We start from the raw sequence: 26466 nt of genomic DNA, 5'->3' as shown, positions 1-26466 counted from the left end.
AACAATCGGAAGTTATCATTTAGGAATAAGTTATTAAATACTATATGTTATTTTACAATATGAAAATTCATTATTTATATTTACTGCTACTCGGATTGTTTGTGTTCTCAATGGAGTCTTGTAAAAAGCAGGTTTCCAGTACAGCGGATAACGACATACAATTCGACACGATACATTCAGTCCGAAATTATCACATAGACAACGACTCTACACAGCCTTCGTCTAACTTGAAAGTGACTTTTATCTATCCGAAATACTATACCGACGGAGCCTTACTTGATTCACTTCAGGAGATTTTCATATCCAGCTTTCTCGATGAACATTATTCGCATCTAAAACCAACCGAAGCTATTACAGCCTATGAAGATGCATATATCGAAAATTACAAGCAAGATGTCAATATCTATATCAAAGACCGAGTTTCGGGAGCATCCCATGATGATAATGACAATTACTTCTCTTACTATGAAACGATCAGTAATGAGATTCTTTTCAATAAGGGAAAAATACTATCTTTTCAGGTAAAGCAAGTGAATTATAAAGGAGGTGCAACGTCTTATGAATATCTCAAAAACCATACTATAAACCTCGAAACAGGTAAATTAATGATGGAAGATGACATCTTTAATTCCGGATTCGAAAAGTTCCTATCATCTATATTCAAAGACAGGCTGATGAAGTCCAATAAGGTTCAAACAATTAATGACCTCGAAAATCTCGGTTATTTCGGTATTGATGAAATAGTACCAAACAACAATTTTTATGTTGACAGTAAAGGTATTACTTATATATTCAACAAAGGTGAATATTCAGCGTATCAACTGGATGCAATCAAGATCTTTATACCGTATGACGAGTTGAGCCTTGTATTGAAAGAAAATTCACCGATAAGTCAATTTATAGAGAAATAAGGTCACAAAACTATTTATTGCTTTGGCTAGTATAACAACCTGAGCTTATTATAACTAAAAATGTATCATTAAATACTTTCATTTACTAAATAGTTATGGATATTATACTGAAATACTTTCCGAATCTGACAGATAAGCAAAAAGCCCAATTTGCAGCCCTTTATGATCTGTATCTTGATTGGAATTCGAAGATCAATGTGATATCCCGCAAAGATATTGAAAACTTGTATACACACCACGTTCTTCATTCATTAGGCATAGCAAAGGTTATTTCTTTCAAGCCCGGAAGTTCTATAATGGATGTAGGCACAGGAGGAGGTTTTCCGGGAGTACCTTTAGCTATTTTATTCCCTGAAACCCGATTCTTACTTGTAGATAGCATCGGCAAAAAAATCAAGGTAGCAACAGAAGTATCGAATGCTATCGGACTTGAAAATATCAGTTTCAGACACTGCAGAGCACAGGAAGAGAAAGGCAAATTCGATTTTGTAGTGAGCCGTGCGGTTATGCCGCTTGAAGAGTTAGTAAAAATAATAAAGAAGAATATATCCAAAGAACAGCAAAACTCTTTACCAAACGGGCTGATATGCCTGAAAGGCGGAGAACTGGAAGGAGAAGTAGCCCCATTCAGAAAATATGCAGAAATCGACGATTTGAGTAATTTCTTTTCTGAAGACTTTTTTGAGACAAAGAAGGTAGTTTACCTACCTCTGTAAATAAAATAGAAATACGATGAACATAAAGATATTCGAATTCAATCCAATCGCAGAAAACACATACGTTGTTTATGACGAAACCAAAGAATGCGTGATTATCGATGCTGGCTGTTTTTTCCCTGATGAAAAAAGGCAGTTGCTGGATTTCATACTGGACAACGATCTTGTGGTCAAACACCTGCTAAATACACATCTCCATTTCGATCATGTTTTTGGAAATAAGTTTATACTGGATCAGTTTGGCTTAAAAGCATTTGCTAACGATAAAGATTTATTTCTTTTAGAGGCAATGCCGGCACAGATGCGCATGTTTGGATTCAGAGACGCAGAAGAAGCTCCGGAAGTCGGCAGTTTCATTAAAGAAAATGATACAATAGAATTCGGCAATCAGAAGTTCATTGTATTGGAAGTTCCGGGACATTCGCCGGGCAGCGTTGCGTTTTATAGTATCGAAGGCGAATGTGTATTTGTCGGAGATGCCTTATTCAGGGGAAGTATCGGTCGTACCGATCTTGCAGGAGGCAATCAATCTCAATTGATCGAAGCCATAAGAACCCGCTTGTTAACATTACCTCCGGAAACTATCGTTTATCCCGGTCACGGACCGCAAACAAGCATCAGAGACGAGAAAAGGAATAACCCTTTCTTACAATAAACCAATAAAAAAGGCGAATCAATCGATTCGCCTTTTTTATTAACTCTATTATGCTAATTATTCAGCATTCAAAGAGAAACGTTTGAATCCTACAACAGTAAGTTCTTTATCTACAGAATGCAGATATTGCTCAATGTTTTGTTTAGGATTCTTGATAAATTCTTGTTGAAGAAGAGTAAACTCTTTGTAGAATTTAGTCAATGCACCTTCAGCAATTTTCTCGATCAAATTTTCAGGTTTACCTGCTTCACGAGCTTTTTCTCTAGCAAGGTTTAATTCTCTTTCTTTGATTTCTTCAGATACCTCTTCTGCTTTCAAAGCAACAGGATTCATTGCAGCAATTTGCATAGCCACATCTCTTGCTACCTGAGCATCCACACCTGCTTTGTTGAAACCTACGATAGTAGCCAACTTGTTTCCCGGGTGTATATATGATACAACAGAAGGAGCAGACAATATTTCGAAAGAACCTATTTCCATCTTTTCACCAGTTACCCCCATACGGTCTGTAACTAGATCTTCGATTCTGCGTCCATCTACTTGTACATTGTTTAACGCATCTAATGATTCAGGTTTGTTAGCTAATGCAGCATCAAGGATAGTAGTAGTTAATCCTACGAATTCAGCATTGATAGCCACGAAGTCTGTTTCACACTTTAATGCTACAAGAGCAGCGAAATCATTGTTTACACCTGCTAATACACAACCTTCAGAAGCTTCACGGTCGCCACGTTTTGCAGCGAAAGCTTGTCCTTTTTTACGAATAATTTCGATAGCTTTATCAAAATCGCCACCAGCTTCGCTCAATGCATTTTTACAATCCATCATACCTGCGCCTGTTCTTTTGCGTAGGTTTTGGATATCAGCCATACTAACTGCCATATTCTTTATTGTATTTTTTAGATTATAAAGGTCTCAGACCTATTTATTATTTAGGTAAGTAAACAACCAAACACAATATTAACTGTGTGGTATATCAGAGACTTTAGTCTACTTACATTGGTATATTAAAAAAAGAGAAGGTTAAGAATCAGGCCTAAGAATGTTTGTTCCCAGCTGTTATTCTTAACCTTTATGTATTTACGAGATTACTCTTCGTCTTTCACATATTTGCTAGCAACAGCAGCCTTCAGAGCTTCTTCGTCATCTTTAGATGCACGTTCTTTTTTAGCTCCGGTTTTAGCTTTACGCTCTCTTCTTGCTCCTTCTTCCTGAGCTTCGGCAGCAGTACTGTCTGCTTTTTCTACTTTGCGTTCATCTAAACCTTCTTTGATAGATTCGCAAAGGTGAGAAAGAATCACTTCGATAGATTTAGCAGCATCATCATTTGCAGGGATAACAAAATCTATATCCGAGGGATTAGAGTTTGTATCTACCATTGCAAATACTGGAATACCTAAACGTTGAGCTTCTTTCACTGCGATATTTTCTTTCAAAACATCAACAATGAACAGAGCAGAAGGAAGACGTGTTAAATCTTGGATAGACCCTAGAGTTTTTTCCAATTTAGCACGTTGACGAGTGATTTGAAGTTTTTCTCTCTTAGAAAGAGTATCAAATGTACCGTCTTTAATCATTTTGTCAATAGTTGACATTTTCTTAACAGCCTTACGGATAGTAGGAAAGTTAGTCAACATACCTCCTGGCCAACGTTCAATAACGTATGGCATATTTACTGATTGTGATAAATCGGCAACGACTTGTTTAGCTTGCTTTTTAGTTGCAACGAACAAGATTTTTTTACCTGATTTAGCTATTTGTTTCAATGCAGCAGCAGCTTCGTCAGCCTTTGCGATTGTTTTGTATAGGTCGATAATGTGAATGCCATTACGCTCCATAAAAATATAAGGAGCCATAGCTGGATTCCACTTTCTTTTTAAGTGTCCGAAGTGTACACCAGCTTCAAGTAATTGGTCAAATTCTAATTTTGCCATTTTTGTTTTTTCGTTTTTAATGCGTTTACTTTCTTTTTCTGCAAATTTGAATTGCCGGGTAGCTCATCAAAGAAGTCCCGTCAATTTAGATACTAAACGTAACTTTTGCCGACGTATTGACAACGTCTATATTTCTGTTCGCTATAAGAACTAAGCCACGAAAGACCAATTCTGATAAGCGAAAGCCATAGCCAAATTAACGTTTTGAGAATTGAAATCTTTTTCTTGCTTTTGGTTGTCCCGGTTTTTTACGTTCAACAACACGAGGATCACGAGTCATAAAGCCTTCTGCTCTTAGAGCTGGTTTATCATCTGCATTGATCTTTACAAGCGCACGAGCTATACCTAGACGTGCAGCTTCTGCTTGCCCTTTGTAACCACCACCATTCAGATTGATTTTAATGTCATATTTTTCAACAACACCTAATTTATTTAGAGGTTGAGTCACAACATACTGAAGGATTGATGAAGGGAAGTAATTTGTTAAATCTCGTTTGTTGATAACAATTTTTCCGGTTCCCTCGCTAACGTATACACGAGCTACTGCAGCTTTGCGTCTTCCGATTGCATTTATTACTTCCATTGTTATTATTTAAGAGAGTTTATATCTAATGTTTTAGGTTGTTGAGCCTCATGTTTATGTTCTGAGCCTCCGTATACATAAAGATTTTTCAAAAGAGCAGCACCCAAAATATTTTTAGGCAACATACCTTTTACCACTTTATGCACTAATCTGTCAGCACCCTTGCTAAGCAATACGGCTGGAGTAGTTTCGCGTTGTCCTCCGGGATATCCTGTATATCTCAGATAAACACGATCGTTCCACTTGTTACCAGTTAGAACAACTTTATCAGCATTAATAATAACTACATTATCTCCACAATCTACGTGAGGAGTAAAACTTGGCTTATACTTTCCTCTCAAAAGTTTAGCCACTTTTGAAGCCAAACGACCTAAAGTCTGACCCGAAGCATCAATCACAACCCACTCTTTTTTCGCGGTTGCTTTGTTTGCGGAAATGGTCTTATAACTTAAAGTATCCACTTTCTTTAATTGTTTTAATTTGGTTAATGACTAATACCCGATCATAGCTTAATCTACTTTTATCTGCTAAGGACACTTGTAAGCAAATAACAAACTATGTATCAAATATTTAAATTCACATTTATAATAATCGGCTCGCAAAGATACGGATTTTCTGTTAATTAGCAAAAAATATCATCACAGATAATTACGATTTCAACAACAAAAAAAGAGTTGTGATTTTTTATCACAACCCTTCGATATATTTTCAAGACAACACCGGTCTCTTACTCTTTTTTCAATACGTACTGATCGGCTAAGCTGCCTTCTATTTTTTTGCCTTCAATATCCAACTGACGCAATGCTCCCTCTTCTACAAAATATTGATTAGGAGCATCTTCTCCCGACAGTGTTATAGTCGAACCATCTGCACTCCAGCTAAATACCCCTTTACTTGTATATGCTTTCGGATTTTTCTCCCCCAGATATTTAAATTCTTTACTATAAGTACTATCTGTCAGATTGATAATAACCTCCATTCCTCCTGCTGATGCTGTAGGCAGCACACCTTTATAAACCCCTGCGACATCCAATGATGTTCGAGCATTATGATCATCTACAACAGTTGTCAACGAATCACCTCCTACGGACTCTTGCTTATCCGCTTGTTTATTATTACAACTGAATAACAAAACCGAAGAGAATAATAACAAAAAGCTTTTTTTCATAATATTTATATAATTAATTAACACTAATGATTTCTCATCATCCCAAGAAAATAAAAATTCCGTGAAATATTCCTCCAGCAAATATAACCTTTCAATGACAAAAGTGTTCATTATTTTATGTTAAGCTATCTTTAATGTGTTTCAAAACAGAATAATAAAAAACTTTACGTAACTTTACGCGATTTTTAGAAGATAGAAAAAAAGAATTATGATTAAACCGATTACAAAAAGTATCGATTTGGGTGATGGAAGGTCTATCACCATTGAAACAGGAAAATTAGCTAAACAGGCTGATGGTTCTGTTACCGTTAGAATGGGAGATACTATTCTGCTGGCTACAGTATGTGCCGCAAAAGATGCAAATCCGGGTGTAGATTTTATGCCCTTGCAAGTTGAATACAAAGAAAAATTCGCCGCATTTGGACGTTTCCCGGGAGGTTTTTTACGCCGTGAAGGACGTGCATCTGATTACGAAATCCTAACATGCCGATTAGTAGACCGCGCTCTGCGTCCTCTTTTTCCGGATGATTATCACGCTGAAGTTTTTGTTAATATAATATTATTCTCTTCAGACGGTAAAGATATACCGGATGCCCTTGCCGGATTGGCGGCATCTGCAGCTTTGGCTGTATCTACAATTCCATTTAACGGACCTATTTCTGAAGCACGAGTTGCCCGTATTGATGGTAAATTCGTATTAAATCCGACTTTCGATCAATTAGCACAAGCCGATATGGATATTATGGTAGGAGCAACTATCGACAATATCATGATGGTAGAAGGCGAAATGAAAGAAGTGCAAGAATCAGAAATGCTCGAAGCAATCAAATTTGCACATGAAGCCATTAAGCTACAATGTCAAGCTCAGCTTGAACTTATGGAATTATGCGGTACTACAGAAAAACGCACTTATTGCCATGAAGCGAATGACGAAGATCTTCGTAAAGATGTTTGGGCTAAATGTTACGACAAGGCTTATGCTGTTGCAACATCATGTAACACAAACAAACACGAACGTGTAGATAATTTCGAAGCAATAGTTACAGAATATAAAGCGAGCCTTACTGAAGAAGAACTTGCAGAAAAAGGAGCATTGATAGGAAAATACTATCACGATGTGGAAAAAGAAGCAATGCGCCGCTCTATTTTAGACGAAGGAAAGCGTCTTGACGGTCGTAAGACTACCGAAATTCGCCCGATCTGGAGCGAAGTAGACTATCTACCCGGAGCCCATGGTTCAGCAATATTCACTCGTGGAGAAACACAATCACTTACTACTGTTACTTTAGGAACTAAACTTGATGAGAAGATCATTGATGATGTTTTGAATAACGGAAGAGAACGTTTCCTTTTACATTACAATTTCCCTCCATTCTCTACAGGAGAAGCTCGTCCACAGAGAGGTGTAGGACGTCGCGAAGTTGGACACGGTAATCTTGCTCACAGAGCTTTAAAACCAATGATTCCAACAGGATATCCTTATGTTGTACGTGTAGTTTCTGATATATTAGAATCAAACGGTTCATCATCTATGGCAACAGTTTGTGCGGGAACTCTGGCTCTTATGGATGCCGGTGTGGAAATTAAAAAACCTGTAACAGGTATTGCAATGGGACTTATTTCTGAAAAGAAAGGCACAAACTATGCTGTTCTTTCAGATATTTTAGGTGATGAAGATCATTTAGGTGATATGGACTTCAAAGTTTGTGGTACTGTTGATGGTATTACTGCTACTCAAATGGATATTAAAGTAGATGGTCTTTCTTACGAAATTCTAGAGAAAGCATTGAATCAGGCGAAAGAAGGACGTTTACACATCATGGGTAAAGTTCTTGAAACACTGCCTGCTCCAAGACCAGATCTTAAACCAAATGCTCCTCGTATTGTTGTGATGATGATACCTAAAGACTTTATCGGAGCTGTAATAGGACCTGGTGGAAAAATTATACAAGGTATACAAGAAGAAACCGGAGCTACTATTACTATCGAAGAGATAGACAATCAAGGTCGAGTAGAAATCTCTGCTACCAACAAGGCTTCTATTGATGCTGCTGTTGCTAAAGTTAAAGGTATTACTACTGTTCCTGAAATAGGTGAGGTATATGAAGCGAAGGTTCGTTCGATCATGCCTTATGGCGCATTCTGCGAATTCTTACCGGGTAAAGACGGACTTCTACATATTTCCGAACTATCTTGGGATCGTATAGAAAACATGGAAGATGCAGGCTTAAAAGAAGGAGATATCTTAGAACTTAAACTAGTTGATATCGATTCTAAAACAGGAAAGATTAAGCTTTCTCGTAAAGCATTACTTCCTCGTCCTCCACGTCCTGAAAGACCGGTTGTAAAAAAAGACGATCAAGCTCCTGAAGTGGCTGCTCCTGAAAATTGATTTCTTGAATTTTCAACATATAAAATAAGGATTGCAAAATGCAATCCTTATTTTTTTTACTTATCAAAAACAGACTTTCATTTATTCGAGTCTGTATAATAAAAAGGTCTGCGACCTTACTTGTTTACTCTGAAACGTTCATTGCCATTTTCGAAGAAGTCTACAATCTGATTAGCCGCAGCTATACCTGCATTTGTATTAGCTTCGCCTGTTTGTGCCCCCATCTTCTTCGGAGTAGAGAAATACCTGTCTGCAAATTTAGCAGCCAGTTCTTCGTGATTTCCGGGCTTGATATCAGTCACATATTTAAAGTCTGTCCGCTCTTCCATAAATTTAACGATCTCAGCCTCATTAATCACTTCTTTGCGGGCTGTGTTCAATAACAAAGCTTTCTTAGGAAGTTTACTCAACAATTCGAAATTGATTGAATTCTTAGTTTCTGCGGTTGCAGGAATATGCAATGATACAAACTGACATGTAGTATATAATTCTTCAACAGATTTAACAGCCTTAACACCTTCTTTCTCTATAGCCTCAGCCGAAAGAAAAGGATCGAAAGCATACACATCCATCCCGAATCCTTTAGCTATACGAGCAACATTGCGACCAACGTTTCCGTATGCATGGATTCCAAGTTTTTTGCCTAACAACTCACTACCAGATGTTCCGTTATAAAAATTACGAACAGCATATACTGCTAATCCAAATACAAGTTCTGCAACTGCATTTGCATTTTGTCCGGGGGTATTCATTGCACAAATACCATTGGCTGTAGCTGCATCCAGATCGATATTATCATAACCGGCTCCGGCACGCACCACTATTTTCAATTGCTTTGCTGACGACAAAACATCCTTATCAAAAATATCACTGCGGATAATCGCAGCATCAACATCCGCAACAGCATCTAACAACTGCTGTTTTTCTGTATATTTTTCAAGCAGAACCAATTCATATCCTGCCTTCTCGATAACACTTCTGATGCCTTTTACAGCCTCTGCCGCAAATGGTTTATCAGTTGCTATTAATACTCTTTTACTCATAGTATTTTGTTATATCCGATTTTTATTTAGCATTGTTTTTTTCGAATTCCTGCATAGCATCAACTAATGCCTGAACACCTTCCAAAGGCATCGCATTATATATAGATGCTCTGAATCCACCTACCGAACGGTGTCCTTTCAGTCCATCTAAACCTTTGCTTGATGCAAATTTCAGGAAGTCAGCTTCCAATTCTTTATAACCTTCAGACATAACGAAACAAACATTCATCAACGAACGGTCTTCTTTCGCCGCAGTTCCAATAAACAGAGGATTACGATCTATCTCATTATACAACAAAGCAGCCTTTTCTTTATTCAATTTTTCCATAGCAGGAACTCCACCTTTGGCTTTCAACCAACGCAAAGTCTGCATAGCAGCATAAATAGGCACTACAGGAGGTGTATTGAACATAGAACCGTTATCGATATGCGTCTGATAATTCAGCATAGTAGGTATCTGACGTGATACTTTTCCTAGAATTTCATCTTTAATTACTACAAATGTTAGCCCTGCGGGAGCTAAATTTTTCTGAGCACCACCATATATAAGAGCATATTTAGAAACATCTATCACACGAGAGAATATATCAGAAGACATATCTGCTACCAACGGTACGGGCGAATCAATATCGGTGTGTATTTCTGTTCCGAAGATGGTATTGTTCGTTGTTATATGGAAATAATCAGCATCAGCTGGTATCGTATAATCTTTAGGAATATAAGTAAAGTTATCTGGTTTCGACGATGCAACTTCTACGACTTCACCAAATAGTTTAGCTTCTTTTTCCGCTTTACTAGCCCAAGTCCCTGTATTCAAATAGGCAGCTTTCTTTTCGAGTAAGTTAAAAGGCACCATACAGAATTGTAAACTTGCCCCACCACCAAGAAATATTACCGAATAACCTGCGGGAACATTGAGTAGTTCTTTAAACAACGCAATCGTTTCATCCATAACGGCGATGAAATCTTTCCCACGGTGACTAACTTCCATTAGAGACAATGTCGAAGAATTGAAATCCAAAATAGCTTTGGCTGTTTCCTCTATTGTCTGCTGTGGTAAAATTGAAGGACCTGCACTAAAATTGATTTTTTTCATATTTGCAAGAATTAAAATCGTTCTTTCTTATTGGTTAGACATCTGTCAAAATTAATAAATATATTTGAAATTCGCAGTAATATTAAAAAAACCAACTTCTTTTTATGTTATTTTGTAGCTACAGATCAAACAATAACAATACACTTTTATCCACCCTTAATTATAGATAAAATAAATGATTTACGGTTACTCCAATATTATAAATCGGCAATTTTATAGCTTCGTCCGTCTACATGATAGTAATACAAAGCTTCGTTTTGGGATCTTCTTAACAACTGCTCATCTATATCATAACCTAATAGAAAGGACATAAAATAACTAATGCTATTAGAATTAAAGATACCATTATCCAGAAAATGCTCCATCTTTTGAGAAATATACCGTTTCTGTCTATAAGGTATGATCAAAAAAGGAATCTTAAACTGGTCACTTTTTTTCTTCATTATTCCATGACCTTTATTTATTACCTCTCCATGATCAGAATAATAAACAATTACAGAAGAAACACTGTCTTTTGCTGAACTTTTGACTAAGTGATCAAGTTGAGATAAAACCCGGTCTGTATGATGGATACTTCGGTCGTAGTCGAGTGTTATTTCCCTTCCGGGTACTTCCTTAAAATCATCTTGATCCGTCCGATCATACTTATCGCTATAATCGATATGACTTCCCTTCAGATGAATAAAGAACATCTGCTTTTTGGATGAATCATATTGTTCACTCACATCCTTCAACAATTGAATATCATCCTTTTCAAAATGATAGAATTTCGAGGTCTTAGCATACGAAGCCAGCAACCCTATAAAGCTGTCATGCATACCAACCTTATTCTGATTAGAAACCCAATGAGATTCATAACCTGCCAGATTAGCCATTGTCACAACATTTTCATTCTTGGTAAACGGAGCAACATCAAGAGGAGACGCAAAACTTAGAGACATTCTCAGCGCCTCTCTGGTTATAGGTGCTACAGAAAAAGCGTTATAATAAAGAAGATTTCCTGCTGTATTAAGACTATCGAGGAAGGGAGTTGTTGGTAAATCATAGCCATACAAACTATAATGAGTCCTCAAAGAACTTTCACCTATCACCAGAAATATTGTCTGTGGAGAGACATTCTTCTGCGAGTAAGAAAGTCCCGGCATAAGGACTTTCGGCAAGGTTGCTTCTTCTCTGAATTTCCTCATCTCATTCCAATATGAAAGCGTTGAAATAAACGAATTCACCCCTAAAGGAATCCGAACTGACATACTGGTCTGAATAAAAAGATCCGGAGCAGTATTAAATTCTTCATAGGCAGTTGCTCTTTCGTCTTCTCCTCTTGAGAGAAAGATAGATGCAAAATTTAGACTTAAAGCAATCACTAAAAAGCCAACGATATACTTTTTTCGAATCGTTATCGACCGTGCTTCATGCACAGACAACATAATAATTGAAGTAGTCAGGAGAATAGCAGGCAACCAATCTTTTATATATAAGAGAAAGAAATCTCCGGCCTCAGATGTATTACTTTCAAACATTGAGGAAATACCTCCAAGAGTCAGCAAAGTCCCGTACACTAATTTATGGGTAATATCCGCTGTCACTAAAAGAGATAAGACAAAAGCAAACACCCAAGAGAACTTCGGAATCTTAGATATAAGAATAATCAAAGATTGTAAAATTACAGCATTTAATACTGCATAGATAAGATTGAAGAAAAAACGGCTATCCGGTAATCCACCTCTCATCCAAAACGCTAAAATCCCAAAATACAAAAAACTCAATATTATAAACCGATACTTCAGAAATATTGAGCCTAAAACATTTATCATTAATATTCTATCTTGTCTTCTTTATCTGTCCACATTCTGAAAGCCTCTAAGGCTTCGGTATGCAACACTTGAGAAGAAGGAATGCTTCTTAATTCAGGTTTTAGTTCTATCTGCTCATATATAAACGAATCATCAAAACCGATATTTTTGGCATCAACTTTATCGCACCCGTAATAAATACGCTCAATACGAGCCCAATAGATCGCAGATAAGCACATAGGACAAGGCTCACATGATGTATAAATTTCACAGCCGCTAAGATCAAATGTATTTAAAGCGGTACATGCTTTACGAATAGTTGTAACCTCGGCATGAGCTGTCGGGTCATTATTCAGTGTCACACAATTAGAACCTTCCGCAACTATTTTACCATCTTTTACGATAACTGCTCCAAAAGGACCTCCCCCGTTTGCCACACTATTCATTGAAAGCTCTATTGCTTTCATCATATATTCTTTATTCATCTTTATTTCTTTAATAAATAGTCACTAAGGCAATAGTAACCAGATAAGACTTCATTATAAATCAGATCGAGTTTGATTTATAATCCTTTATTGATTTGTTCGATATAATCAAGAATCTCTTCTCCTCCTATTTTAGCTTCGGATGAAGTATGGAATATAGGGGGAAGCTCTTCCCATGTTTCATGTAATTTATTCAAATAAATGGTCATATTCTCATTTAAACGAGATTTGCTCAACTTATCGATTTTAGTAAAAACAATGGCAAACGGAATAGCATTTTCGCCAAGCCACTCGATAAACTCCAGGTCAATCTTTTGAGGTTCGTGTCTGCTATCAAGCAACAAAAACAGGTTTGTAAGCGCTTCACGTTCCAGAATATAATCCTCGATGATCGTTTTAATACGTTCACGTCCATCTTTACCTCTTTGAGCATATCCGTATCCCGGTAAATCAACCAGATACCACTCATCATTGATAATAAAATGGTTTATTAACTGGGTCTTTCCCGGTTTAGCCGATGTCATGGCCAATCCTTTACGATTGGTCAGCATATTTATAAGCGATGACTTACCTACATTAGACCGTCCGATAAATGCAAATTCAGGCTTCTGATCCTGAGGGCACTTACGATAGTCGGTATTGCTTATTACAAATTGAGCGTCTTTTATTATCATTTTGAATGTATTCACAAATTACAAAAATACTACTTTAGATAGATAAAACAATAAGGTCTCAGACCTATTTATTGACTTTGCCAGTATAACAGCAAGAGTAAGCTATCACTTAAAACACATCATTAAATGCTTTTATGGCTTAGTTTTAAATCTTATTTATAACTTTAAGACTTCATTTCAAGTCATCAGAAATATGAAAATGGAACAATCAGAACTTACGAATGCGATCAAGGCAAAAGTCGAACTTTATCATAAAGATACTGTAACCCAGTATCAGCATTTACACCAGCATCCCGAATTGTCTTTCGAAGAGAAAAATACATCCGAATACATCGAAAAACGGCTGAACGACTGGGGTATAGAATACCGCAGCCACATCGGAGGATTTGGCATACTAGCGTGTATAAAAGGACAGAACCCAACATCACGTACTATCGCTCTCAGAGCGGATATGGATGCACTACCCATTACTGAACAAAACCCCGTCAGCTTTAAATCGGAAAACGAAGGTGTAATGCATGCTTGCGGACACGACACACATACAGCGAGTTTACTCTCAGCTGTCAGAATCATAAACGATCTGAAAGATTCTTTCGAAGGGACAATCCTGTTCATATTCCAACCCGGAGAAGAAAAACATCCCGGAGGAGCAAGCCTGATGCTGAAAGACGGTATCTTCGATACGTATAAACCTGACATTATAATAGGACAACATGCTTATGTCGATTACCCCGTTGGAACTGTCGGTTTCGAGGCAGGAGTTATCATGGCATCGGCAGATGAAGTCCATATCAAAATCAAGGGCAAAGGAGGGCACGGAGCTATACCTCACGAAGCCAATGACACAGTACTGGCGGCATCTCAAGTAATTGTATCAATGCAGCAAATAGTAAGTCGCCGATCCAACCCTTTTAAACCATGTGTACTGACATTCGGGAAGTTCATTGCCGATGGTGCGACCAACATCATTCCCAACGAAGTTACTCTTGCAGGGTCTCTTCGCTGCATGGACGAAGAAGAGAGAAACAAACTAAAGCCTATTATAAAAGAGATAGCGATTAGCACAGCTAAGGCATATGGATGCCAATGCGATATTGAGGTCTATGACGGATACCCCTGCACATATAACAACGAACAAGTAACAGCAACAGCCAAATCTTTCGCCATAGAATATCTGGGAGAAGACAAAGTGCTGGGATTGCCCAAACGTATGACATCCGAAGACTTCGGCTTCTTTTCTCAGGAATATCCGTGTACGTTCTATCGGTATGGGATAATGGGTATGCAGCATTGTACAGGATTACACACCCCGACATTCCTTATCGATGAAGAGGCTCTGCGAACTTCTGTCGGAACAATTACCTATCTGGCATTAAGATACTGTAACCCATAATACAAAAAAGCTCAGAATAGAATGTCTACTCTGAGCTTTTCTCTTGTTATCTTTTAAGTCACAAACAAATCTGCAACCTTATTTCAATATTTCTGCGAGTTTCTTTAACAGCGCATCACCTCTCAAGTCCTTTTCGATAATCTTACCGTCTTTATCCAAAAGTAGCGTATGAGGAATACTGTTTACTGCATAAGCAGCACCCAATTCTGTTTTCCAACCTTTCAGATCTGACATCTGAGGCCATGTTATATTCAGGTCTTTGATGCCTTTTTCCCATGCTGCTTTGTCATCATCTAAAGAGATACCGACAATTTCAAATCCTTTTGCTTTATACTTTTTATAAGCTTCTACTACAGTTGGCATTTCTGCACGACAAGGAGGACACCATGATGCCCAGAAGTCTACTAATACCACTTTTCCTTTTCCGGCATAATCAGACAATGCAATTGTTTCTCCGGCAGGAGTAGCGCCTTTGACATCTACAAATGGTTTACCTATTTCTGTAGCATCCAAAGCCTGTAATCTCTGTTCCAATTTTTGAACCTTAGCATTGGCCTTCAGTTTAGCATCCAAGCCTGGTAATAACTCTTTCAACTGAGCGGCTGAAAATGAAACACCTCTATCTAAAAGAACATATTGTCCTAAAACATTAGATATATTAGACTTGGTAAAGTCGAAAGTTGCAGCTTTTATTTCATTATAAACAGAGTCATAACTGTTTTCCAATTTAGCTTCTAATTCAGGAGTAAGTTTTTTAGCTTCCTTGGCAGCTTCTTCCTCTTTGCTGATAGCAGCCATTCCTTCGCCGATAGTGTTTCGCTTATCAACAAATGCCTGATACTTATCATTCAGATCCGAACCCTTGATAGTCGCCACATAAGTGGTATCAAAAGACATCTCTATGCTGTCGGCTTCCAAAACAAATACAGCCGGACGGCGCAATGCCTCCATTGAAACAAAACGGATAGCAGGAGCTTCTGCCGCCGATCCGCTAAACACAAATGTACTATTGGCTACAGTCGCAGTATCTACGGAAACATAGTCACCAGTGTTTTCGTCAATAATCTGCAAATAAACCTGTTTTCCATCATACTCCGTAGAAGGTAATTTTCCGGTCAGAGCAAATTCCTTCTTCTCGGGTTTACTTGTACAAGCAGCCATAACAACCGCCAATGTTAGGAACAGTAAAGAAACTTTTTTCATCTTTCTTCAATTTTAAGGTCTCAGACCTATTTGTTAAATCAATAAACGAGATAATATACATTTTACATTTGTCTGCTATATTAAATAAAAGAAAATATTTAATGATATACTTTCAGGTTATAACAGACTTTGATTGTTTTACTTACCAAAGTAATAAAAAGGTCTGAGACCTTATTTCAATAATTCAGCGAGTTTTTGCTCTAATTGATCACCTCTCAAATTTTCTGCGATAATATTCCCATCCTGATCAATCAATAGTGTAAACGGAATACCCTGTACATGATAAGGAGCACTTAGTTCGCTACCCCACCCTTTCAGATCCGACATTTGAGGCCAAGTCATATTCATTTTTGACAAAGCAGCAGTCCATGCAGCTTTGTCTTCATCCAAAGAAATACCGACTATTTCAAAACCTTTTGATTTATAAGCAGCATATGCTTTTACCACATTAGGCATTTCCTGAACACAAGGCCCGCACCACGATGCCCAAAAGTCAACCAATACCAGTTTATTCTTACCAACATAATCAGATAAAGCGATTTTCTTTCCGGCCGGAGAATCTCCTTTGACATCAATATATTTTTTACCAACAAATCCTCCGCCACCGTTCTGAGCCTGCTTCATTGAAAGAATCTCTTCTATCAGTTTCTGATGTTCGGGGCTTGATAACGCCTGCAGTTCTTTCACTTGTTCATCAGAGAAAACACCCATAAAGGATATGAAATAGAACTCTCCGACCTTATTTTTGATATTTTCCTTAACAAAATCATAACCAATAGTTCCCATTTGCTTGTTCAAAGCATCCATCTGAGACATATAACCCTGACGTACAACATCGTCTGTTGCCTGATATATTTTTAAATCCAGCGCATCCAACTGTTTTACTACATCTGATAGTTTATTAAAGAAAACCTGACACTTATCATTCATCGGTGTACCCGAAGTTTTAGCGACACTATCTATTGCAACCTCTATAGTTCCATTTTCATAAACAAAAGGAATGCCATTGGGTGTACCCTCAGCGGCTTCTTTTACAACAATGTAACCAACAGAAGGTTCGGTTGTCTCTTTTAATTTGAATTTAAATTTCCCATCCTGGACAATAACCGAATCAATCGGCTCAAAATTATCCTTCAATGATTTCATTGACAATAGGTAAACCATCTTGCCATCGTTAGATTTATTGGCGAATGTCCCGTTCAATTCGTTCTGCTTCGTACAAGAAGCCAATAATAAAGCTATTACCGGTAATAGGTATAATAGTTTCTTCATGCTTATTTATTTATAATTATTAATTAAGTAAAATTTGAGACCTTAGTCCAGCAATTCTTTCAATTTATTTGACAACTGCTCGCCTCTCAGGTTTGTTGCGATTATCGTTCCCTCCCTATCCAGCAACATAGTAAAAGGAATACTCGTAATTCCATATAATTGTCCGGCTTCACTCTTCCATCCTTTCAGATCCGACATCTGAGGCCAAGTCATATTCAATCGGGATAGAGCACCTTTCCATGCACTGGCGTCCGTGTCGAAAGAAACTCCGACTATTTCGAAACCCTTGTCCCTATATTCATTATAAGCTTTCACAACATGAGGCATTTCTTTAATACAAGGGCCGCACCACGATGCCCAAAAGTCTACTAATATGATCTTTCCTTTCCCTGCATAGTCAGACAAAGATATTTGTCTGCCGTCAGGAGCAGGCATCGAAAAATCCATAAACTTAGCTCCTTTTCCGGTTTTGGCTTTCTTCTCAAAATAAGCTTTCATCTCGCTCCCCATCCGGCTATTTTGGAATTGAGGACGTGTTTCAGATAATAAATCAAGAATATCCGAAGGTTCGAACAATTCGATAAAAGAGAATAGGAAGAATTCCCCGACCTCATTGCCAATATTCGATTTTGTATATTCAAATCCGTTGGTTTTAATCGTATTCAAAAGAGCGTCATATTCTGCAGTTCCCTCTTCAGAATCTAAATACTCTGTTTTTTGAAGCAAAGCTTCCAACTTTGTTTTTTGTAATTCCTGATCCTGAATAAACCGATAACATGCTTCATTTCCCGGAGTACCTGATGCTAAAGAAGGTTTTCCCATTTTCAGGTCAATAATTCCGCTTTCCAAGACAACCAGTGCCTGAGGAGCATCTTTTAATTGAGGTGACGACACAAACCCCAACTCTACACCTTCCGTTCTTGACAAATCAGAGAAAACGAATTCATTATTCTGAATCAGAGCACTATCAATCTTTACCAAAGAACGTCTGTCATCCGACATCTTCTGAAGATAAATGTATTTACCATTATATCCTGCTCCATCAATAGAGCCATTAATTGTAAACTTCTTATTTTGAGCATTTGCACATAAAGCTATCAGTAATAAACAAATACTAAATATTCTGTTCATAAGCATTTTATTCCTTTAAGGTCTCTGACCTTTTTATTCTATTTCATGAGGTATTTCTTGTGGCTCGACAAAATCAAAATAAATTCTGCATTAATTAAACACTAACTGCCACTAATAAGCAAAAATAGGCAAAGTATTCGATAGATAACTGAATATGACGGGCATTTGTTTATTCTTTTTCAATATTTTACCAAAAAGGTTACTTTTTATTTCCTTTATTACTTCAGCTGCCCGTAGTGGCGAAAAATCTTTCGCCTGCAAATACCGGGCAAATAATTATTCGCGCCTACAAAATTCCTCAAAAGGTAACAAAGGTGATACCAAAAATGGACTTTTTCCATTGTTACTTTTTTCCTTTATTGTCACATTTCCCCATTAGATTCTAGCTTTTCAAAGAATATTTACCCATAGATAAAAAAGTAAATAAAAGGTCTGTAACCCTAGGTGTTTTTTTCATACATTTACATTCAAACCATTTAAACAACACATAAATATGGGAGCTTTCTTCTCTAACCTACAGGTTAAAATACCTGCGCATGAATCCCTTTCTAACCGGAACATAATTGATTGTATAATAAAAATCCACAATGATCTGGGCTACGAAACCACCGAAAATGAAGAATCAGCTGATAAAAGTATTATCATAGCCTCAGAGAAATCTACGCCATGGTATTCGATATACGACGAAGACTTTGATCTTGAAGCCAATAGTGCCGATATTCTAGCTTCTTTCTTAGCCGAATCATTAAGCACAACTGTCTTAAGTACTATGGTAAGTGACAGTGACTATCTGGATATCTCTTTATTCGGCATGGACAAAACGAAACATTCTATCAATAATGTCAATGATGAATTGAAATTCACTTTTCCTGAAATACACAGCTGGAATAGTATATTGCCCGATAATAAGTCTTTTGAAGATATATTCTCAATATTCAGGGAGCAACAGATATTGGTGGAAAACTATCTGGATAAGCTGGCTCCATTGATACATCTTTCTCCTTTATTCATGCAATTAGGATACCAGTATTTCCAAGAAATAATGCCTGACAATGGCACAAAACTGCACTTTGCAAAGAAAGAAAAAGCCCAAGCCGAAGCTCTACGCGAAACTAATCTGATGTTCTCGGCATACATCTCGGATTATAACTTAAAAATTGGAGAGCCTTATTCGGCATCATTTCTGATAAACAACAATGGATTACCAGCGACAGGAATGGAGATAATAATGGTCGGAGAAGCCATTGAACAAGAAATGATCGTACCATCGGATATACAAATACGAATTGATGAAACTCAAAAAGAAACGTCTTTCTTAAAAACAATCTCAACCGATAATCGTAAATTATGGGTAGCTAATATAAATGACATTGACATACCCGAAGGCAAACCTTTAGCATCCAACCATTCAATGAAAGAATACAGAGAATATATCAAACAGATGTATAAAACAGCGTTCAATCTCAAATTCCAATTACATGGAATAAAACAGGGTACAACATCCTTCTCCATATTTGCAATCCCCTTACCCAGAGGCTGCGGACAATCGGCTTATGCAAAAATAATAGTTACTATAGAATAGAAAAAACGGTTCCCCTTTTAAATCGAAGAGGAACCGTTTATATATGAACAATCGAGAGATTATTTTTTCAAAGACTCTATCGACTCTTCTATTGTTTTGATCTTGCTTTCGGCATCAGCCAGTTTCTTGCGTTCATTGTCGACAATTTCGGGCTTAGCATTCGCTACAAATTTTTCGTTGCTCAGCTTCTTCTGTACAGAAATTAAGAATCCTTTCAGATAAGTAAGTTCTTCTTCAAGCTTTTTCAGCTCGGCTTCGATGTCGATATTATTGCCGAGAGGAATAGCAAATTCGGTTGTTCCAACCATAAAGGTCACTGAACCCGAAGATTTATCCGAAACCTGATCAATAGCTGTAAGATTACCCATTTTCTGAATAACAGAATCAAATGTCTTGGCATACTCTCCTAAAACTTCCAATCCAAGAAGTTCTTTATTCGGAATATTCTTTTGAAGTCGTACAGTGCGGATACCCGACACTATTTCTTTTACCTTTTCGAAGTCAGATAAATAATCTGCATTAAATCCTTTCGACTGGGGCATATCAGAAATCATAAGACTTTCACCCGATTGACGGTCAGTCAAAGCTTGCCATAATTCTTCTGTAATAAACGGCATAAACGGATGAAGTAATCTCACCAGTGAATCAAAGAATTCCAGTGTTGCATTATATGTCACCGCATCTATGGGCTTTTGATAAGCAGGCTTGATCATTTCGAGATACCACGACGAAAACTCATCCCAGAACAGTTTATACAACTGCATCAAGGCTTCCGACAAACGATACTTTCCGAACAGATCTTCAACCTCTTCGATAGTCTTCGATAAGATATTATCGAACCATTGTATTGCTATCTTTGCCGATTCGGGCTGTTCAATAGCTGCATCTACTTCCCATCCTTTAATCAGACGGAAAGCATTCCATATTTTATTGTTAAAATTACGTCCTTGTTCGCAAAGCGCATCATCAAACGGAATGTCATTACCTGCGGGAGCAGTCAACAACAATCCCATGCGGACACCATCTGCTCCGTATTGGGCTATCAAGTCTAAAGGATCGGGCGAATTACCCAACTGCTTAGACATCTTGCGTCCAAGCTTATCTCTAACGATACCTGTAAAATACACATTACGGAAACATGGCTGCTGACGGTACTCGTACCCCGACATTATCATACGGGCTACCCAGAAGAATATAATATCCGGTCCTGTAACCAAATCATTCGTAGGATAGTAGTAATTTATTTCTTTATTATCAGGCTCATTAATTCCGTCAAACACAGAAATAGGCCACAACCACGAAGAGAACCAAGTATCCAGACAGTCTTCATCTTGTTTCAGATCCGACATTTGAAGATTGCTATTACCTGTTTTCCTGCGTGCTTCTTCCAATGCTTTTTCAGGAGTTTCAGCAACTACATATCCGCCCTCCGGCAAATAGTAAGCAGGAATACGATGCCCCCACCAAAGCTGACGACTGATACACCAATCCTTGATGTTCTCCATCCAGTGATTGTATGTATTTTTGAACTTAGCAGGAAAAAATCTGATCGTATCATCCTGAACAGCTTTTGCTGCCGGAGCAGCCAAATGTTCCATTTTCAGGAACCACTGCATAGACAGCTTAGGTTCGATAGCCACGTGTGTACGTTCCGAATAACCTACCTTATTGGTATAAGGTTCAGCTTTCTCCAATAAATCAAGATCAGTCAGATCCTTTTCTATCTTTTTACGAACGTCAAAACGATCCATACCTTCGTATGCCAATCCATGTTTATTAAGTGTCCCGTCATCATTGAAAATATCTATTGTTTCGAGGTTGTACTTTTCACCCAGCATATAGTCGTTCACATCATGGGCAGGAGTTACTTTCAAGAAACCTGTTCCGAATTCCATATCCACATAATCATCTTCAATGATAGGTACTTCACGATTAACAATAGGTACAATCACCCGTTTGCCTTTCAGCCTGGCAGTCTTCGGGTCATTGGGGTTAATGCAGACTGCAATATCCCCAAATATAGTTTCGGGACGGGTTGTTGCTATTACCGCATAATCGTCATCCCCTACTACTTTATACTTCAAATAGTACAGCTTGCTATGTTCTTCTTTATGGATCACCTCTTCATCCGACAAAGCTGTTTTAGCTTTCGGATCCCAGTTCACCATACGGACACCTCTGTATATTAATCCTTTATTATAAAGGTCTGTAAATACTTTGAATACACTTTCGGAACGCTTTTCGTCCAAAGTAAAACATGTACGATCCCAATCGCACGATGCACCCAGTTTTTTCAACTGTTCAAGAATGATACCTCCATGTTTATCAGTCCATTCCCATGCATGTTTCAGAAACTCGTCACGAGAAAGATCTTTCTTTTCGATTCCTTCAGCGGCTAATTTTGCAACCACTTTAGCTTCGGTTGCAATAGATGCATGGTCTGTTCCGGGAACCCAGCAAGCATTTTTACCCATCATACGGGCACGCCTGATCAAAATATCCTGAATAGTATTGTTAAGCATATGCCCCATATGCAGCACACCTGTGACGTTTGGCGGAGGTATGACGACTGTAAACGGCTCTCTGCTATCGGGTTCGGAGTGGAAAAACCGATTTTCCAGCCAATACTTGTACCATTTGTCTTCAACTTCTGCGGGGTTGTACTTACTTGCTATTTCCATAATCGTATTTAAAATTCAATCTGCGAAATTACAAAAATGTTTGCATATAGGACTTAACACTTTATCAAAAGTCATTATGTCCCGAAAAAAGATTGATCACTTCGGACTAAGTATATTAAAAAAAACATTTACTTTTGATTTAACTCTAAGGTCTCAGACCTATTTGATCTTTGGCAAGTATAACAACCAAAGTCTGTCATGAACTGAAAATATCATTAAATACTTTTTTTACTTAATATTGTATAATATGGAAAATACAGAAACAACGAAATCGGCAATCAGTCAAAATCAAATTGATATGTTTCTTGCCTCTCATGGAAAGAAGTTTTCCCCGATGCATTTTATGCAAATCAAACAAGAACTGTCAAAGTTGACTGAAAGTCAATATCAAACCGTTTTGATAGCCGATTACAAAGATCCGACTATGCTTCTTGTTATATCACTTTTAGTCGGTCCATTGGGCATAGACCGATTCTTATTAAATGATATAGGATTAGGTGTCGGTAAATTATTAACCTGCGGTGGATGCGGTATATGGACAATTGTCGATTGGTTTTTAATACAAGACAGAACAAGAGAATATAACTATAATTTGTTTGTTCAATCCATCTATGGGATGTCGCATTACTCCAATTAAGATATTTATAGAAAAAAGCCGGCAATATCCATACAATAACATTATAGCAATTGTATCTATTATTGCCGGTTATTTATTTTTATTGCTCATGGACTGCGCTTTACACCATGAGTATAAAACGATATGCCCGTTTAAATTAATCACAGGCATTCCATGCCCGGGATGTGGCATGGGGCGTGCCAGCCTGGCACTATTGCATGGACATATCGGGGAGTCGCTGTATTATAATATTTTATGTATTCCGTTTACGGCTGCAGTCAGTATATCTACAATCTGGCTCATAAGGGATCTTATCACTAAAAAGAATTCATTTTTCAGCTATATAAAACAACCATTGGACAGAAAGTGGAAATTCTTACTACTGTTTCTCATCTTGTCAACATGGGTTTTAAATATCTATCACGAAATTTAAAGAATCCTGCCAAGAAAATACTTGCTCATTCTTCATTTCATTTTGTACTTTTGTTCTATGCGCAAAATCATTCATATAGATATGGATGCCTTTTATGCTTCTATAGAGCAAAGAGATAATCCCGAACTACAAGGCAAACCCGTGGCCGTTGGCTATTCCGGAGAACGGGGAGTTGTTGCCTCCGCCAGCTACGAAGCTCGCCGTTTCGGGGTAAAATCTGCTATGCCTTCCAAAACAGCTCTTCGAAAATGTCCGCAATTAATATTCATACATAGCAGATTTGATGCTTACGAAACTGCATCTAATCAGATTATGAATATTTTTCATGAATACACGGACCTCGTAGAACCATTATCTTTAGATGAAGCATTTCTGGATGTAACAATTAATCATAAAAACATCCCTTATGCAACAGTGATCGCCCAGGAAATAAAAAAGCGGATTTTGGAAGAAACCTCTCTAACGGCATCAGCAGGAGTAGCCCACAATAAGTTTCTTGCAAAAATAGCATCGGACTATAAAAAGCCAAACGGAATATTTGTGATAAAACCGAAGGATGCAGAGTTATTCGTTGAAAATCTACAGATCGAGCAATTCTTCGGTGTAGGTAAGATTACCGCTCAGCATATGCACCAGATGGGCATCAAAACCGGATTGGATTTAAAGCTAAAATCTGAACAAGAACTGGTCAGCCATTTCGGTAAAGCAGGACACATTTATTACCTCAATGCGAGAGCAATAGACGACCGCCCCGTAGAACCCAACAGAGAACGAAAATCTATCGGTGCTGAAAATACATTCATGAATGATCTGGGAAGCATTGAAGAATTTATACCGCCGCTTAAAGAAATAGCAGCAGAAGTAATAGAACGCATTAAAGAGAATAATTTTGAAGGAAAGACGATTACTCTCAAAGTCAAGTATGTTAATTTTAAAACGATAACAAGAAGCCGGACTTTATTAAGCAACATAACAGACTATCATACTCTGATGGAAGTTGCGACAGATCTGATCAAACATATAGATATGCAGGAAAAAGTCAGGTTATTAGGATTAAGTATAAAGAAAAATGATAGTCCGGGAAGCATATCAAGAGCCATTCAGCTTACTTTAGATTTTAAGGATTAAAGTCTCAAGCTCTCGACCAACACACCACCACTAATAGGAAAACACATTATAAATTAAATCACATGCAGAATAACTCCGTTTTCTTCAGCTAATTTACGTATATTAATAATGGCATATCTCATCCGTCCCAATGCCGTATTAATACTTATCCCTATCTGATCGGCTATTTCTTTGAAGCTCAAATCCTGATAATATCTCATTTCCAAGACTTCCCGCTGATTATCGGGCAGATACTCAATCAAACGTTTAACATCTGTCAGTATCTGAGACCAAACCATTTTATCTTCTATAGTGATATCACATAGTGTAGCATCATTCAATAAATCAACTTCCATCTCATCATTTGAGACAGTATTTTCGTTTCTTTCTAAGCGGAAGTAGTCTATAATCAGATTGTGGGCAATACGCATTATCCACGCCTTAAATTTACCATTCTCAATATAACGTCCCTGTTTTATATTGATGATGGCCTTCACAAAAGTGTCTTGAAAAACATCTTCTGCCATTTCTCTATTCTTGATTATAAAGAATATATAGTTATATACATTCTTTCGATGTCGCCTCAATAGCTCATCAAAGGCATGATTATTCCCTATTGCATAATCAATGACCAATTCCTCGTCAGTCTTGGCTTTCAGTGAATCCATTACTAATATATGTATTTATTATAGAGTAATGTTGTTCTATAGGCGATGTAGTTTTTAAGTCTATTTATAAAGTTACAAATAAAGGTCAATTATCCTAATTTTCCAAATTTTCACAGATTTTAGATCTGAAAAATGTTAACAAAACAACTTTACAACAAATTAATCAATTAATGATCAACTAATTACGGAGCAACTCGATTTATAATCCATCTACTATCCGATAAGCGGTATTGGATTCGATCGTGTAAACGGCTCGAACGCCCCTGCCAGAACTCGAAAAGGGTAGGCTTTACAATATATCCTCCCCAATTCTCGGGGCGGGTTATCTCTTTACCTTCAAATTTCCGATTGTATTCGGAGAGTAAGTTGTTCAAATATTCTCTATCCGGAATAATTTCACTTTGCGGAGATGCCCATGCCCCCAAACGGCTATTCACAGGACGAACTTCGAAATACGAATCAGACTCCTGCGATGATATCTTTTCGGCATGCCCCTCAATTCTTATCTGACGTTCCATTTCCAGCCAAATAAAGTTTAAGGCACATTGTGGATTTTCTTCCAATTGATGGGCTTTCTTGCTTTCGTAATTTGTGAAAAACACGAATCCCTCTTTCCTGAATTGCTTAAGCAATACAATGCGTGACGATGGTTTCATATCCAGACCTACTGTTGCCAGATTCATAGCATTGGGTTCTTTAACCATTCTCCCGATAGCCTCATTGAGCCATACTTCAAACATATCAAAAGGATCAGGCAATGCGTCCGATTCATTCAGTATGGTTTGAGAAAAGTCTTCCCGCAAATTAAACAAGTCTATCATAAATATGAATTAAGGTCTCAGACCTTTTTATTACTTTGGTAACTAAAACAACCAAAGTATGTTATAAATCAGAAATATATCGTCAAATACATTCTGTTATTTATTATTA

General features: G+C 37.5%; 25 protein-coding genes. 9 read left to right on the top strand and 16 right to left on the bottom strand.

Going from position 1 to position 26466, the window contains the following annotated elements; translation table 11 throughout:
• The first annotated feature begins 59 nt into the window (after window positions 1–59).
• The 3 genes from AABJ51_RS18210 to AABJ51_RS18200 all read left to right on the top strand — a co-directional run bounded on the left by AABJ51_RS18210 (window position 60) and on the right by AABJ51_RS18200 (window position 2282).
• Entirely contained in the window at window positions 60–911 is an 852-nt protein-coding gene (locus AABJ51_RS18210; protein ID WP_338373733.1) for an RsiV family protein, read from the top strand.
• Window positions 912–1006: 95 nt separating this feature from the next.
• Complete coding sequence (gene rsmG, locus AABJ51_RS18205) at window positions 1007–1627, top strand: 16S rRNA (guanine(527)-N(7))-methyltransferase RsmG (protein ID WP_026625452.1); 621 nt, start codon at window positions 1007–1009, stop codon at window positions 1625–1627.
• A gap of 16 nt (window positions 1628–1643) precedes the next feature.
• Window positions 1644–2282 (top strand): MBL fold metallo-hydrolase, encoded by a 639-nt coding sequence (locus AABJ51_RS18200; protein ID WP_026625453.1) that lies wholly within the window; start codon window positions 1644–1646, stop codon window positions 2280–2282.
• 57 nt (window positions 2283–2339) lie between these two features.
• Here the strand turns inward: AABJ51_RS18200 and tsf are convergent, their stop codons facing one another.
• The 5 genes from tsf to AABJ51_RS18175 all read right to left on the bottom strand — a co-directional run bounded on the left by tsf (window position 2340) and on the right by AABJ51_RS18175 (window position 5967).
• Complete coding sequence (gene tsf, locus AABJ51_RS18195; protein ID WP_338373732.1) at window positions 2340–3164, bottom strand: translation elongation factor Ts; 825 nt, start codon at window positions 3162–3164, stop codon at window positions 2340–2342.
• Window positions 3165–3370: 206 nt separating this feature from the next.
• Window positions 3371–4216 carry a 30S ribosomal protein S2 gene (rpsB, locus tag AABJ51_RS18190; protein WP_338373731.1) on the bottom strand — a complete coding sequence of 282 codons (846 nt, stop codon included), beginning with the start codon at window positions 4214–4216 and terminating at the stop codon, window positions 3371–3373.
• Between the two features lie 196 nt (window positions 4217–4412).
• Window positions 4413–4799, bottom strand: a complete 387-nt coding sequence (gene rpsI / locus AABJ51_RS18185; protein WP_026625456.1) for a 30S ribosomal protein S9 — start codon at window positions 4797–4799, stop codon at window positions 4413–4415.
• Between the two features lie 5 nt (window positions 4800–4804).
• Window positions 4805–5260 carry a 50S ribosomal protein L13 gene (gene rplM / locus AABJ51_RS18180; protein WP_026625457.1) on the bottom strand — a complete coding sequence of 152 codons (456 nt, stop codon included), beginning with the start codon at window positions 5258–5260 and terminating at the stop codon, window positions 4805–4807.
• Window positions 5261–5526: 266 nt separating this feature from the next.
• Complete coding sequence (locus tag AABJ51_RS18175; protein WP_338373730.1) at window positions 5527–5967, bottom strand: copper resistance protein NlpE; 441 nt, start codon at window positions 5965–5967, stop codon at window positions 5527–5529.
• Window positions 5968–6175: 208 nt separating this feature from the next.
• Here AABJ51_RS18175 and pnp point away from each other — a divergent pair, with 208 nt between their 5' ends.
• Window positions 6176–8359, top strand: coding sequence for a polyribonucleotide nucleotidyltransferase (gene pnp / locus AABJ51_RS18170; protein ID WP_026625459.1), 2184 nt, complete (start codon window positions 6176–6178; stop codon window positions 8357–8359).
• A 116-nt stretch (window positions 8360–8475) separates the two neighbouring features.
• On the opposite strand, the gene AABJ51_RS18165 is transcribed toward pnp, so the two are convergent.
• The 5 genes from AABJ51_RS18165 to yihA all read right to left on the bottom strand — a co-directional run bounded on the left by AABJ51_RS18165 (window position 8476) and on the right by yihA (window position 13450).
• Complete coding sequence (locus tag AABJ51_RS18165; RefSeq protein ID WP_338373729.1) at window positions 8476–9402, bottom strand: 3-phosphoglycerate dehydrogenase; 927 nt, start codon at window positions 9400–9402, stop codon at window positions 8476–8478.
• Between the two features lie 22 nt (window positions 9403–9424).
• Window positions 9425–10498, bottom strand: coding sequence for a 3-phosphoserine/phosphohydroxythreonine transaminase (serC, locus tag AABJ51_RS18160; protein WP_134435785.1), 1074 nt, complete (start codon window positions 10496–10498; stop codon window positions 9425–9427).
• 197 nt (window positions 10499–10695) lie between these two features.
• Window positions 10696–12312 carry a phosphoethanolamine transferase gene (locus AABJ51_RS18155; protein ID WP_338373728.1) on the bottom strand — a complete coding sequence of 539 codons (1617 nt, stop codon included), beginning with the start codon at window positions 12310–12312 and terminating at the stop codon, window positions 10696–10698.
• Window positions 12312–12761: a nucleoside deaminase gene (locus AABJ51_RS18150; protein ID WP_414993100.1), complete on the bottom strand. Its 450-nt coding sequence runs from the start codon at window positions 12759–12761 to the stop codon at window positions 12312–12314. The genes AABJ51_RS18155 and AABJ51_RS18150 overlap by 1 nt, the downstream gene beginning before the upstream one ends.
• 92 nt (window positions 12762–12853) lie before the next feature.
• On the bottom strand, window positions 12854–13450 hold the full coding sequence (gene yihA / locus AABJ51_RS18145) for a ribosome biogenesis GTP-binding protein YihA/YsxC (protein ID WP_338373726.1): 597 nt from the start codon (window positions 13448–13450) through the stop codon (window positions 12854–12856).
• Between the two features lie 199 nt (window positions 13451–13649).
• Between yihA and AABJ51_RS18140 the strand changes: the two genes are divergently transcribed.
• Window positions 13650–14843: a M20 metallopeptidase family protein gene (locus AABJ51_RS18140; RefSeq protein WP_338373725.1), complete on the top strand. Its 1194-nt coding sequence runs from the start codon at window positions 13650–13652 to the stop codon at window positions 14841–14843.
• 78 nt (window positions 14844–14921) lie between these two features.
• On the opposite strand, the gene AABJ51_RS18135 is transcribed toward AABJ51_RS18140, so the two are convergent.
• From AABJ51_RS18135 to AABJ51_RS18125, 3 genes are all read right to left on the bottom strand, one after another.
• Window positions 14922–16046, bottom strand: coding sequence for a redoxin domain-containing protein (locus AABJ51_RS18135; RefSeq protein WP_321577312.1), 1125 nt, complete (start codon window positions 16044–16046; stop codon window positions 14922–14924).
• Window positions 16047–16217: 171 nt separating this feature from the next.
• On the bottom strand, window positions 16218–17318 hold the full coding sequence (locus AABJ51_RS18130; protein WP_338373724.1) for a redoxin family protein: 1101 nt from the start codon (window positions 17316–17318) through the stop codon (window positions 16218–16220).
• A 42-nt stretch (window positions 17319–17360) separates the two neighbouring features.
• Complete coding sequence (locus tag AABJ51_RS18125; protein ID WP_338373723.1) at window positions 17361–18449, bottom strand: redoxin family protein; 1089 nt, start codon at window positions 18447–18449, stop codon at window positions 17361–17363.
• A gap of 493 nt (window positions 18450–18942) precedes the next feature.
• Between AABJ51_RS18125 and AABJ51_RS18120 the strand changes: the two genes are divergently transcribed.
• Complete coding sequence (locus AABJ51_RS18120; RefSeq protein WP_338373721.1) at window positions 18943–20031, top strand: hypothetical protein; 1089 nt, start codon at window positions 18943–18945, stop codon at window positions 20029–20031.
• 59 nt (window positions 20032–20090) lie between these two features.
• Here AABJ51_RS18120 and AABJ51_RS18115 read toward each other — a convergent pair whose 3' ends face one another.
• The gene (locus AABJ51_RS18115; protein ID WP_338373720.1) at window positions 20091–22712 is read right to left on the bottom strand and encodes a valine--tRNA ligase; all 2622 of its coding nucleotides are present in this window, start codon (window positions 22710–22712) and stop codon (window positions 20091–20093) included.
• Window positions 22713–22959: 247 nt separating this feature from the next.
• On the opposite strand from AABJ51_RS18115, the gene AABJ51_RS18110 reads away from it, so the two are divergent.
• The 3 genes from AABJ51_RS18110 to dinB all read left to right on the top strand — a co-directional run bounded on the left by AABJ51_RS18110 (window position 22960) and on the right by dinB (window position 24889).
• A complete protein-coding gene (locus AABJ51_RS18110; protein WP_338373719.1) occupies window positions 22960–23349 on the top strand; it encodes a TM2 domain-containing protein in 390 nt (129 codons plus the stop codon).
• Window positions 23350–23437: 88 nt separating this feature from the next.
• Window positions 23438–23761 carry a DUF2752 domain-containing protein gene (locus AABJ51_RS18105; RefSeq protein ID WP_338373718.1) on the top strand — a complete coding sequence of 108 codons (324 nt, stop codon included), beginning with the start codon at window positions 23438–23440 and terminating at the stop codon, window positions 23759–23761.
• Window positions 23762–23818: 57 nt separating this feature from the next.
• The gene (gene dinB, locus AABJ51_RS18100) at window positions 23819–24889 is read left to right on the top strand and encodes a DNA polymerase IV (protein ID WP_338373717.1); all 1071 of its coding nucleotides are present in this window, start codon (window positions 23819–23821) and stop codon (window positions 24887–24889) included.
• A 53-nt stretch (window positions 24890–24942) separates the two neighbouring features.
• Here the strand turns inward: dinB and AABJ51_RS18095 are convergent, their stop codons facing one another.
• Both AABJ51_RS18095 and pdxH read right to left on the bottom strand, forming a co-directional pair.
• Window positions 24943–25536: an RNA polymerase sigma factor gene (locus AABJ51_RS18095; RefSeq protein ID WP_026625473.1), complete on the bottom strand. Its 594-nt coding sequence runs from the start codon at window positions 25534–25536 to the stop codon at window positions 24943–24945.
• A 182-nt stretch (window positions 25537–25718) separates the two neighbouring features.
• Complete coding sequence (pdxH, locus tag AABJ51_RS18090) at window positions 25719–26357, bottom strand: pyridoxamine 5'-phosphate oxidase (RefSeq protein WP_338373716.1); 639 nt, start codon at window positions 26355–26357, stop codon at window positions 25719–25721.
• Window positions 26358–26466 lie beyond the last annotated feature (109 nt).

Origin of the sequence: Indolivaga capnocytophagoides (assembly GCF_036511535.1) — a bacterium.
GTDB lineage: Bacteria > Bacteroidota > Bacteroidia > Bacteroidales > Dysgonomonadaceae > Dysgonomonas_A > Dysgonomonas_A capnocytophagoides.
The sequence above is the reverse complement of the archived record's forward strand: the minus strand, read 5'-3'. Positions and strand labels throughout refer to the sequence as shown.

Coding starts and splice junctions, on each gene's coding strand:
- AABJ51_RS18210 (WP_338373733.1), top strand. CDS start 60: ATGAAAATTCATTATTTATATTTACTGCTACTCGGATTGTTTGTGTTC.
- rsmG (WP_026625452.1), top strand. CDS start 1,007: ATGGATATTATACTGAAATACTTTCCGAATCTGACAGATAAGCAAAAA.
- AABJ51_RS18200 (WP_026625453.1), top strand. CDS start 1,644: ATGAACATAAAGATATTCGAATTCAATCCAATCGCAGAAAACACATAC.
- tsf (WP_338373732.1), bottom strand. CDS start 3,164: ATGGCAGTTAGTATGGCTGATATCCAAAACCTACGCAAAAGAACAGGC.
- rpsB (WP_338373731.1), bottom strand. CDS start 4,216: ATGGCAAAATTAGAATTTGACCAATTACTTGAAGCTGGTGTACACTTC.
- rpsI (WP_026625456.1), bottom strand. CDS start 4,799: ATGGAAGTAATAAATGCAATCGGAAGACGCAAAGCTGCAGTAGCTCGT.
- AABJ51_RS18175 (WP_338373730.1), bottom strand. CDS start 5,967: ATGAAAAAAAGCTTTTTGTTATTATTCTCTTCGGTTTTGTTATTCAGT.
- pnp (WP_026625459.1), top strand. CDS start 6,176: ATGATTAAACCGATTACAAAAAGTATCGATTTGGGTGATGGAAGGTCT.
- AABJ51_RS18165 (WP_338373729.1), bottom strand. CDS start 9,402: ATGAGTAAAAGAGTATTAATAGCAACTGATAAACCATTTGCGGCAGAG.
- serC (WP_134435785.1), bottom strand. CDS start 10,498: ATGAAAAAAATCAATTTTAGTGCAGGTCCTTCAATTTTACCACAGCAG.
- AABJ51_RS18155 (WP_338373728.1), bottom strand. CDS start 12,312: ATGATAAATGTTTTAGGCTCAATATTTCTGAAGTATCGGTTTATAATA.
- AABJ51_RS18150 (WP_414993100.1), bottom strand. CDS start 12,761: ATGATGAAAGCAATAGAGCTTTCAATGAATAGTGTGGCAAACGGGGGA.
- yihA (WP_338373726.1), bottom strand. CDS start 13,450: ATGATAATAAAAGACGCTCAATTTGTAATAAGCAATACCGACTATCGT.
- AABJ51_RS18140 (WP_338373725.1), top strand. CDS start 13,650: ATGGAACAATCAGAACTTACGAATGCGATCAAGGCAAAAGTCGAACTT.
- AABJ51_RS18135 (WP_321577312.1), bottom strand. CDS start 16,046: ATGAAAAAAGTTTCTTTACTGTTCCTAACATTGGCGGTTGTTATGGCT.
- AABJ51_RS18130 (WP_338373724.1), bottom strand. CDS start 17,318: ATGAAGAAACTATTATACCTATTACCGGTAATAGCTTTATTATTGGCT.
- AABJ51_RS18125 (WP_338373723.1), bottom strand. CDS start 18,449: ATGAACAGAATATTTAGTATTTGTTTATTACTGATAGCTTTATGTGCA.
- AABJ51_RS18120 (WP_338373721.1), top strand. CDS start 18,943: ATGGGAGCTTTCTTCTCTAACCTACAGGTTAAAATACCTGCGCATGAA.
- AABJ51_RS18115 (WP_338373720.1), bottom strand. CDS start 22,712: ATGGAAATAGCAAGTAAGTACAACCCCGCAGAAGTTGAAGACAAATGG.
- AABJ51_RS18110 (WP_338373719.1), top strand. CDS start 22,960: ATGGAAAATACAGAAACAACGAAATCGGCAATCAGTCAAAATCAAATT.
- AABJ51_RS18105 (WP_338373718.1), top strand. CDS start 23,438: ATGGACTGCGCTTTACACCATGAGTATAAAACGATATGCCCGTTTAAA.
- dinB (WP_338373717.1), top strand. CDS start 23,819: ATGCGCAAAATCATTCATATAGATATGGATGCCTTTTATGCTTCTATA.
- AABJ51_RS18095 (WP_026625473.1), bottom strand. CDS start 25,536: ATGGATTCACTGAAAGCCAAGACTGACGAGGAATTGGTCATTGATTAT.
- pdxH (WP_338373716.1), bottom strand. CDS start 26,357: ATGATAGACTTGTTTAATTTGCGGGAAGACTTTTCTCAAACCATACTG.